Source organism: Streptomyces sp. SAS_281 (genome assembly GCF_052542855.1).
On the sequence record NZ_JBMNDO010000192.1, the window covers coordinates 1 to 9,629 of the forward strand.

Annotated in this window: 7 protein-coding genes; 3 read left to right on the forward strand and 4 right to left on the reverse strand. The window is 71.6% G+C overall.

The genetic code is table 11. The features are described 5' to 3' along the window. Positions 1 to 94 precede the first annotated feature (94 nt). Positions 95 to 3,289 carry a TIM-barrel domain-containing protein gene (locus ACN6LM_RS36735; protein WP_445069770.1) on the reverse strand — a complete coding sequence of 1,065 codons (3,195 nt, stop codon included), beginning with the start codon at positions 3,287 to 3,289 and terminating at the stop codon, positions 95 to 97. A 487-nt stretch (positions 3,290 to 3,776) separates the two neighbouring features. Between ACN6LM_RS36735 and ACN6LM_RS36740 the strand changes: the two genes are divergently transcribed. Further along, complete coding sequence (locus ACN6LM_RS36740) at positions 3,777 to 4,505, forward strand: esterase/lipase family protein (RefSeq protein WP_445069764.1); 729 nt, start codon at positions 3,777 to 3,779, stop codon at positions 4,503 to 4,505. Between the two features lie 70 nt (positions 4,506 to 4,575). Here ACN6LM_RS36740 and ACN6LM_RS36745 read toward each other — a convergent pair whose 3' ends face one another. After that, the gene (locus ACN6LM_RS36745; RefSeq protein ID WP_445069765.1) at positions 4,576 to 5,769 is read right to left on the reverse strand and encodes a hypothetical protein; all 1,194 of its coding nucleotides are present in this window, start codon (positions 5,767 to 5,769) and stop codon (positions 4,576 to 4,578) included. 158 nt (positions 5,770 to 5,927) lie between these two features. Continuing rightward, positions 5,928 to 6,728: a GNAT family N-acetyltransferase gene (locus ACN6LM_RS36750; RefSeq protein WP_445069766.1), complete on the reverse strand. Its 801-nt coding sequence runs from the start codon at positions 6,726 to 6,728 to the stop codon at positions 5,928 to 5,930. Positions 6,729 to 6,796: 68 nt separating this feature from the next. Between ACN6LM_RS36750 and ACN6LM_RS36755 the strand changes: the two genes are divergently transcribed. Beyond that, positions 6,797 to 7,744 carry an aldo/keto reductase gene (locus ACN6LM_RS36755; protein ID WP_445069767.1) on the forward strand — a complete coding sequence of 316 codons (948 nt, stop codon included), beginning with the start codon at positions 6,797 to 6,799 and terminating at the stop codon, positions 7,742 to 7,744. Here ACN6LM_RS36755 and ACN6LM_RS36760 read toward each other — a convergent pair. Further along, positions 7,704 to 8,603, reverse strand: a complete 900-nt coding sequence (locus ACN6LM_RS36760; RefSeq protein WP_445069768.1) for a helix-turn-helix transcriptional regulator — start codon at positions 8,601 to 8,603, stop codon at positions 7,704 to 7,706. The two genes, ACN6LM_RS36755 and ACN6LM_RS36760, sit on opposite strands and share 41 nt — an antisense overlap. 144 nt (positions 8,604 to 8,747) lie before the next feature. Between ACN6LM_RS36760 and ACN6LM_RS36765 the strand changes: the two genes are divergently transcribed. Next, positions 8,748 to 9,527, forward strand: a complete 780-nt coding sequence (locus ACN6LM_RS36765) for an NAD(P)H-dependent oxidoreductase (protein ID WP_445069769.1) — start codon at positions 8,748 to 8,750, stop codon at positions 9,525 to 9,527. Positions 9,528 to 9,629 lie beyond the last annotated feature (102 nt).

Sequence of the window (9,629 nt, forward strand, 5' to 3'; positions counted from 1 at the left end):
CCGTGTGGTGTGTTCCTAGACAGCTCCACCACATCGGAGGTCTTCGCCATGTTCAAGACCTGCCGAGTGTCAACAACGCTCGTGATCAATACACCTAGTAGGTCACGTGGACCGGCAGACGAACGCTCCGCTCGGGCAGGGTGATGGTCAGCATCCCCGAGCTCGCGTCCCAGCGATAGGCGTCGGGGGACAGCCGCTCACCGCTCGCACGGACGTGCCGGGGCGCGTGGTCCGCCCGTACGGACAGGGTCCATGCGCGCTTCTTCGCCTGACCCCGGAATGAACCCTTCGCCGGGGCGACGGACACCGTGTGGCGCCCGCCCGTCTCCTTGTACGAGACCTTCGTCGTGGCGCTCCGGACACTGCCGGGGGCGCCCCCGTCGTCCTCGTACAGGCTGAACGAACCGGAACCGCCCGGGGCGATCGTGAGCGTGAGGTCGTCCGCGCCGGGCGCCCCGTCGTGGGCGACGTCATGCGTACGGCTCGGGACGATCCCGCCCGCCCTGACGAACACCGGCATGGTGTCCAGCGTCGTCGTGACGTCCTGGGTGGTGCCGCCCTCGTACGTCTTGCCGGTGAAGTAGTCCGTCCACCGCCCCGGCGGGAACCACACCGACGTCTTCGCCGTGGCGCCGGGCGTGGTGACCGGGGCGACCAGCATGTCGGAGCCGTAGAAGTACTCGCTGCCGGCCGTCTCGTAGGCCTGCTTCTCCTCCGGGTACTCCAGATACAGGGGCCGGACGATCGGCACACCCGTCCGGTTGGCCTCCTCCGCGAGCGTGTACGTGTACGGCAGCAGGCTCTCGCGCAGGTTGAGGAACTTCTTCGCGGACGCCGACGCCTCGGGGCCGTACTGCCAGGGCAGCCGGTCGCTGTGGTTGCTGTGCAGCCGGTCGACGGGCTGGAAGGTGCCGAACTGGACCCAGCGCGCGTACAGGTCGTCGGGCAGCTTCGTCGTGGTGTGCGTGCCGCCGCCGTCGGTGTACGTCTCCGAGCCCTTCAGGCCCGTCGTGTCGTTGTGCCCGCCGATGTCATGCGTGATGTTGGCCATCCCGGTCGCCGCGGACTCGGCCGGGGTGTAACCCACCTCGAACTTCAGCGTGCCCCAGGTGGACGACGTGTCACCGGAGAAGTGGACCGTGGTGCGCTTGTCCGCCCAGGGCCCGGTGGGCACCGCCTGCTGGCCGCTGTACCCGCCCGCCTGGAGCGACCCGAAGGCACGCGACAGGACGAACCCGCGCTTCTGGTGCGCGGCGGTGGCGTCCGCGTACTGCTGGTTGATCCACGCGTCGGGGGTCACACCCGGCAGTGACGACTGCGCCGCGTCGCAGCACCAGTCCAGCCACCAGAAGTCGTTGCCCTGCTCGTCCATGGTCCGGTGCAGATCCATGTACGCCTGCAGCTGATCGGGGTCGCCGAAGTCGAAGACGTAGCAGTCCGGCCCCGCGCCACCGCCGCAGCTCCCCTTCTTCAGTTTGCCCTTGGCGGTCTTCTGCGCCTGGGCGAACTGGGGGTCGGCGGCGAGGATGCTGGGGTGCACGTTGAGCGTGTTGTGCAGGCCCTGGGACTCGGACCAGTCGAAGAAGCCCTTCGGGTCGGGGAACTTGGCCGGGTCGATCTCCCAGCCGCTCCACGCGTTGACGGCCTTGTAGTCGGTGTCCGTCACGAGCACGTCCAACGGCACACCCTCCGACCGGAACTTCGGCAGGATCGTGTTCCGGTAGTCCGCGTCCGTGCGGTCGATGTACTCCGAGTACCAGACCCCGTACGCCCAGGAGGGCAGCAGAGCGGGCGGTCCGGTGAGGGTCGCCAGGTCGCCGAGGCCCTGCTTGTAGTCGTGGCCGTAGCCGAAGAGGTAGCCGTCCTGGTACGGGGCGCCGCCGGGCGCGGAGCGCTGGGTGACCTTCCGGGAGGCGGAGTCGTAGAGCGCGGACGGGGTGTCGTCCAGGAGGTACCAGCCGTCCTGGCTGAGGAGCCCGGGCGTGGTGGCGGGCGGCGCGCCGTTGCCGGTGACGCCGTCGAGGCCGCGCCGGTATCCGCCGAGGGCCAGGTGCGGCTGCGGAGCCGGGGCGCCGGTCGCGGCGACGGACACGGTGTCCGCGTTCACATGGCAGCTCTCCGCGTCCGGGCAGGCGAGCGTGACGTCGTTGGCACCTGCCTCCAGGTGGACGGGCAGGGGGGCCGTGGACCACGTGTCCCAGTCGTCCGTCGCGGGGAACGACAGGGTGCCGGTGGCGCCGCCCGCGGACACGGTGGCGGTGCGCGACTCGTGCCGGCCGTCGCCGCCCGGGCCGTTGGCGTAACGGACGCGCAGGGTGTAGGTGCCGGCCGAGGGGACCTCCACCACATGCGTGGTCAGCGAGGAACCCCGGTTGAGCTCCGCGACGAAGCCCGTCCCGGCGAAGCCCTGGTGATCGGTGGCGGCGGCCGCCGAACCGATGACGCGCCCGGCCTCCGCCTCGCAGCTCACCCCGAACCGGCAGTCGGCGATCGCCGTACTGGACGCGGGCGGGAACGCCTCGCCCTCACCCAGCAGCGCGACGCTGTCCACGTTCACGCTGCCGGAGTCCGCGGCGCCCCGGGTCAGGCCGACCGTGTGGTGTCCGGCGCCCAGCCGGACATCGGCGAAGGCGGTGTCCCAGGTGTCCCAGTCCGCCGTCGGGGGCAGCGTCACCCGCTGCTCCTGGCCGCCGTCCACCGACAGGGTGAGGGTGCGCGGCTCGCTCTTGCCGTCGCCGCCGCGCGCATTGGCGTACCGCACGGCGAACCGGTAGGCGCCCGCCGCTTTGACATCGATGTCAGAGGACAGGGAGGCGCCGGTGCTCTCGAAGCCGGCGGCGAACCCGGACCCGGTGTAGCCGTCGTGGTCGGACGCCACGGAGACCCCGCCGGCCCGCAGGTTCTCCGCTTCGCAGAGCGCGCCGGGCGCGCAGGTGATGCGGTGCCAGGGGGTGGCGGTCACGGGGGAGTCGCCGGCGTCGAGCCGGACCGAGAGGTTCTTCGCGTCGAACGGCCCCGAGCCGACCTTGTACCGCAGCGTCACCGCGCTCGTCCTGATGGTGAGCCAGCCGTCCGCCGTCTTCGCGGTGTACGCCGCCGGGGCGAAGGAATCGCGGCCGATGGCGTTGAACGTTGCCTCGTCGGTGAACGCGCCGTCACCCGCGTACTCGGTCCGGATCAGCGTGGGCGACAGGACCTGGAACCGGGCGTCGCCCGAGGTGACCGTCGGGATCCGGTGGCTGTGCGGACCGTCAGCGGACGCCGGGCCGGCCGTTCCCGTCACCGTCATGGCCGCGGCGGTCCCGAGGACGACCGCGGCGCCGGTCCACCGCCGCAGCCCTCTGCGCCGCCTCGCGGATGGAGGTTTCACGTGCGACTCCGTTCTCACACCGACCGGCAGGTCCGTTCGCACCGCACCGCTCGTTGTGCATCGTTGGAAAAGTGCAAGGGGAATGAGAGCACGGCCGTGGCGCGGTGTCCATAAGACCGACGCCGGAACCGAGTGCACGCCACGAGGAGGTGACGGCGCACCGGGCGGACGAAGCCGCCCGGGACGGGGGAACGGGATGCCGACCGGGATCGTGAGCGACGCCTGCGCGGTCTGCCCCGACGTCACCGAGGAGAGCGCGACGCCCCGCGGGAATTCCGCGCGACCCGGTCCGGCCGGTCCAACTGATGGCCGACACCGGTGAATTAGCCGATGGCGCGGGCGCCCCGTGCCCGGCACCTTGTGCGGGCAGGCAACCACATCCCCGCGTTCCCCTCAGGAGTGCCCCATGCCTCGTCGTTCACCGCGTCGGCTCCTCGGCGTCCTCGCGGCCGTCACGGTCGCGTTCACCCTGTTCTCCTCGGCGTCCGCGGCCGGTGCCGCCGAGTCGCCCGCCCCGGCCCGCGCGGCCGCGGTGCAGCCCCTCTCGACCAGCACCCCGGTCGTCTTCGTGCACGGCTACACCGGCAGCGCCTCCAACTGGGTCACCGCCATGAGCGTCTTCCGCCTCAACGGCTGGTCGAGCTCCAACCTGTTCGCGTACGAGTACGACTCCTACGGCAACAACATCACCAACGCCCAGGGCCTGGCCGCTTTCGTCAACAACGTGAAGTCGCGGACCGGGGCGAGCAAGGTCGCGATCGTCAACCACTCCATGGGCGGTCTCGTCAGCCAGTACTACCTCAAGGTGCTCGGCGGCAACACCAGCGTCAGCCACCTCGCGTCCATCGCCGGCGCCAACCACGGCACCACATTCGCCGGAGCCTGCCTGATCTACACCACCTGCCAGCAGATGTACCCGGGCTCCTCGTTCATCTCGCAGATCACCTCCGGTGACGAGACCCCCGGCGACACCAAGTACGCCACCTGGTACTCGGCGTGCGACGGCGTCATCCTCCCGTACACCAGCACCCGGCTGAGCGGGGCGACGAACAACAACGTGCTCTGCCAGACCCACATCGGGTACCTGGCCGACACGGTCGTCCTCGGTCAGGTCGCACGGTTCATCGCCTCCTGACCTCGTGTGATCCGGACGGGTCCGGTCCCCGACGCCTCGCCGCCGGGGACCGGGCCCGTCCGCTGCCGGCTCAGGCCCGGCCGCGCCGGCGGCGCACCGCGGTGAAGCCCATGGCGCCCGCCCCGGCGGCGACGAGTCCCGCCGCGCCCACCGCCGTCGCCGAGAGGCCGCTGCTGCCGGTCTCCGCCAGCTGCGCCGTCATGCCGGACGACGCCGAGTCGGTGCCGGTGCCGGTGCCCGTCGCGGCGGGGGAGGACGACGCGCCCGCGGTGACGGAGGGGGAAGGGGACGGGGTGGTGGCCGCCGCCTTCTCCACGGTGACCGTGGCCCTCCTGCCGCAGTCGGTGATGCCCCGGAACGGGATCGAGCCCTCGTTGACGATGACGCACGGGGACACTTCGGTCTTCCCGAGCGGCGCGTTCTCGCGGTAGGTCACGCGGATGTCGACGGCGGCGCTGCCGTGCGCCGCGAGGGAGGCGTCCTTGCCGATCACGTCGTACCCGTACACGTCCGGCTCGGCGTTCGACGTGATCGGCTTCAGCGTCGTCCAGGTGCCCGAGCGCCGGACCTGGACGGTGGTGTACCGGTTGGTGAACAGTACGTCCGTGACGTTCTCGTACGCGGACGGGGTCGGGTTGTCGACCGTGGCCCTGAAGGTGATCGCAGGGCCGCCGGCCGTCGCGGTCGCGGGCACACCGGACAGGTGGGTGCTCAGACCCTTGACCGCCACGTCGTCCACATCGGTGGCGCCGGCGGCGCCCGAGGCTCCGTACGAGATCATCGTCGTCAGCTTCAGGTGGTCGGTGCCGCCGTTGCTGTCGCCGTTGTGCGGGGTGCCCATCGGCGCCCCGAGCCGCAGCTGCACGGTCCGCGACTTCCCGGCGGCCAGCGGGAACTGCTCGGGCAGCTCTCCGCCGTACACGGTGCCTTCGACGATCTTCAGCGGCACGGACTTCCACGCCGACCCGTCGAGCCGGTACTCCAGGCTCAGGGCGTTCTCGGGCAGGCCGTCGCCGCCGTCGACGCGGTAGATGAGGCGCGCCGACGAGGTGTCGTTCGAGCCGGTGTTGGACGCCGTGGTGGTGAAGGCGACCGGCAGGCCGCCGAGGCCGATCTCCGCGGGCGCCTCGGTGGACACGGTCAGCTCGGGCGTGCGGGTGTCGGCCAGCGCGACCGGGGCCAGTGCGGCTCCGGTGACGGTCAGCAGCAGCCCGGCGGCCGAGGCGACGAAGGTCGAACGCAGGTGACGCGCAACGCTGTTCAAGGTTTCCCCCCAAGACGTGTGGGCGGCGCGACCGATTGCCGCGCCCGCCGGGCGACGGGTGGATCAGCCCGTCGTCCCACACGGTTGGACAGGCCGCCCGGGCCCCGGGTTGTGACCCCCCGTGTCATGGTTCTGTGACAGCGTCGGCCGGCGCGCGCTCACCCCCGCAACCCGTAGAAACGCATGGCCGAATTCGGGGCGAAGCCGATCCGGGGGTACACCGGAGCACCAGCCGCCGTCGCGTGCAGGGTGGCGCGGGTCAGGCCGGTGGCGCGGGCCCCCTCGTACAGCGCCTTGCGCGTCACCGCCTCCCCGTACCCCCGGCGCTCCCACGCCGGATCGGTGGCGACCAGCACGACGAAGAGCCGGCCCGCCGCCTCCACCGTCGCGGCGCAGGTGACCGGCACACCCTGCCGCAGCCCCAGATAGGCGTGCACCCCGCTCGTCCACAGCGAGGACCCCGCCAGCCCGTCGCGGCCCGCCTCCAGGGGGAAGCCGTACGCGCGCGAGTTCAGATCCGCGTACGCCACCAACTGCTCCTCCTCGCGCACGCGTACGAACTCCAGCTCGGGGTGCGCGGGTTCGGGAAGCGGGAACAGGTCGCCCGCCATGCCCGTGCCGGGGAAGGCGTACGCCAGACCGGCGCGCTCGGCCGCCGCGTCCAGCGAGTCGAGGGCCTCCGCGTCGAGGAGCCCTTCGAAGACCCAGAGGAATCCGGGCCGCGTCTTGGTACGCATGATGTCGGCCGCCTCACTCATGCGGCGGGCGGTGAGCGCCGCGTCCGCGCCGACGTCGGTGAGGGTGACGCAGTTCCAGAACGCGAAACCGCAGTCGGCCCAGCGCACGGCGATCCCGGGCAGGTCCCGGACATCCGCGCCGGCGTCCCGGTCGAGCACCAGGGTCCGCCAGCCCACGGTGAGTTGTTCCATCGATTCGACCGACTCCGCGGGGTCCGCCACCACAGCTCCTCAAGGGTTCGAACAACGGGCTTGACCTGAAGCGCACTTCAACGCCGAGCATGGCGGACATGAACAACACGGACAACACGAACCGCCGGATCGTCCTCGGCACCATGGGCTTCGGCACGCAGGTCGACTCCGACACGTCCTTCGCGATCCTGGACGCCTTTGTCGCCGGCGGCGGCGACTGGCTCGACACCGCCAACTGCTACTCCTTCTGGGCCGACCCCAGCGGCGTCGGCGGCGCCAGCGAGCGTGTCATAGGCGCCTGGCTCGCGGCCCGCCCCGGTGCCCGTGACGCGGTGAAGATCGCTACCAAGGTGCGGCAGAACCCGCTCGTCCCGCACTCCTGGCCGCAGAGCGCGGAGGGGCTGTCCGCCCGCGCCGTTCACGCGGGCGTGGCCGAGAGTCTGGAGCGCCTCGGCGTCGACCACGTCGACCTGCTGTGGGCGCACGCCGAGGACCGCACCGTGCCCCTGGGGGAGACGGTCGGAGCCTTCGGTGAACTGGTCACCAAGGGCGTGGCGTCGCGGGTCGGCGCCGCGAATCACACCGCCTGGCGCGTCGAGCGCGCCCGGTCACTGGCCCGTGAGCAGGGGGTCGAGCCGTGGACCGCCCTGCAACTGCGCCACTCCCTCGTCCAGCCGCGCCCGCTCACCCCGCTCGCCGAGGGCGGTCACCGCCTGCTCACCGCCGAGGACCTGGACCTCGCCGAGGCGGAAGGGCTCGACGTCTGGGCGTACACCCCCCTGCTCTGGGGCTCCTACACGCGCCCGGACAAGCCGTTCCCGGACACGTACGACCATCCCGGCACCGCCAGGGTGCTCGCGGTCCTGGACGAGGTGGCCGACGAGGTGTCCGCGACGAAGAACCAGGTCGTCCTGGCATGGCTGCTGCACCAGGGCATCGCCCCGATGGTCGGCGTGAGCCGCGTGCAACACGTGGAGGAAGCACTCGCGGCCCGGGACGTCCGGCTCAGCGACGACCACCTGGCGCGCTTCGAGGCGGCGCGCTAGGACGTTCCTCGCGGACGCGGGGCCGGACGGGTCCGTCGCCGCCCTCCGCGTCCGCGTCCGCCCCCAGTCCGGCCAGCAGCCGCAGTCCGTCCTCCGCCGGGCTGCCGGGCGCCGCCGACAGCACGACGATCTCCCGGTCCGACGCGTCCGTCAGGGAGAAGTTCTCCTGGTGCAGCTCCAACACGCCGACGAGCGGGTGCTGGTACACCTTGCGGCCGTGCGTGCGGCAGCGCACGTCCGCGCGGGCCCACAGCCGGCGGAAACGGTCGCTGCCCATCGAGAGCTCCCCGATGAGCGAGGCCAGCCGCGTGTCGTCCGGGTACTTTCCGGCGGCCAGCCGCAGGTGGCCGACCGCGTCCAGAGTGCACTGCTCCCACTCCGCGTACAGACCCCGTTCGGCCTCCTCCAGGAAGAGGTGCCGGGCGGTGTTCATGCCCGGCAGCGGCCGGCCGTACAACAGCCGGGCCAGGCGGTTGCCCGCGAGGACGTCCATGCGGTGGTCCATGAGCAGCGCGGGTGCGTCGGTGACCAGACCGAGCACGCGCAGCAGCTCCGGCCGTACCCGCCCGCCGGGCGTCTTCGCGCGCCGGCGCCGCTGCCGGGCGAGCCGGTCGAGGTGCTCGCGCTCGGTCTCGTCCAGGCCGAGGACCCGGGCGAGCGCGTCCAGCACCTGCTCGGAGGGCTGGGTCGCACGCCCCTGCTCCAGGCGTACGTAGTAGTCGACACTCACCCCGGACAGGTGCGCGACCTCCTCGCGGCGCAGTCCGGTGACCCGGCGGCGGCTGTCGGCGGAGATGCCGGCCGAGGCCGGGTCGACCCGGGCGCGCCGGGTCCGCAGGAATCCCGCGAGATCGTCCATGGACCCAGTATGGCCACGCCCGGCCCGCGCGAGGGTGGCCCTGCCGGTACCAGGAAGTCCCGTCCGACGGAAGCGGCACCCCTGAACACCGGGCGCCCGGGCGTCCAGGATCGAACCCATCCGATCCGAAGGAGTGCGGTTCCCATGAAGACGCTCATCGTCCACGCCCACCCCGAGCCGAAGTCCCTCAACGGCTCGCTCAAGGACCTCGCGGTCTCGACCCTGGAGGGGGCCGGGCACGAGGTGCGGGTGAGCGACCTGTACGCGATGAACTGGAAGACCACCGTCGACGCGGCGGACTACGGCCCCGACGCCTCGGACCCGCTCAGGCCGGCCCGGGACTCCGGCCGCGCCTTCGACGCCGGCACGCTCACCCCGGACGTGCGCGCCGAACAGGAGAAGCTGTTGTGGGCGGACACCGTCATCCTCCAGTTCCCCCTGTGGTGGTACACGATGCCGGCGATCCTCAAGGGCTGGGTGGACCGCGTGTTCACGTACCACTTCGCGTACGGCGTCGGCGAGCACAGCGACACCAAGTACGGCGAGCGCTACGGCGAGGGCACCCTCGCGGGCCGCCGCGCCCTCCTCTCGGTGACCGTCGGAGGTCTGGAATCCCACTACTCGCCCCGGGGTATCAACGGCCCCATCGATGACCTGCTGTTCCCGATCCAGCACGGCATCCTCCATTACCCCGGTCTGGAGGTGCTGCCGCCGTTCGTCCTGTACGGCACCGACCGGATGACCGCCACGGACTACCCGGAGGCGGCCAAGGCATGGCAGGAGCGCCTGCTCACGCTGGAGACGACTGCCCCGGTCCCGTACCGCCGCCAGAACTTCGGCGACTACGAGATCCCGTCCCTGCACCTCAAGGAGGGCCTGGAACCGGCGGGCCGCACGGGCTTCGGGCTGCACGTGGGGGAGTGACCGACGCGGGAAGCCGTCGATTGCATTAATAAGCGTGTGCAAGTATTGTCGATGCATGTAAGAGGCGCCTGCATGCATAGGTGGCGAGCCGGACCGGCCCGG

What these genes read in the sequence shown, in the direction of transcription:
- ACN6LM_RS36740 (WP_445069764.1), top strand. Translation starts at nt 3,777, where the DNA reads ATGCCTCGTCGTTCACCGCGTCGGCTCCTCGGCGTCCTCGCGGCCGTC.
- ACN6LM_RS36760 (WP_445069768.1), bottom strand. Translation starts at nt 8,603, where the DNA reads ATGGACGATCTCGCGGGATTCCTGCGGACCCGGCGCGCCCGGGTCGAC.
- ACN6LM_RS36755 (WP_445069767.1), top strand. Translation starts at nt 6,797, where the DNA reads ATGAACAACACGGACAACACGAACCGCCGGATCGTCCTCGGCACCATG.
- ACN6LM_RS36735 (WP_445069770.1), bottom strand. Translation starts at nt 3,289, where the DNA reads ATGACGGTGACGGGAACGGCCGGCCCGGCGTCCGCTGACGGTCCGCAC.
- ACN6LM_RS36765 (WP_445069769.1), top strand. Translation starts at nt 8,748, where the DNA reads ATGAAGACGCTCATCGTCCACGCCCACCCCGAGCCGAAGTCCCTCAAC.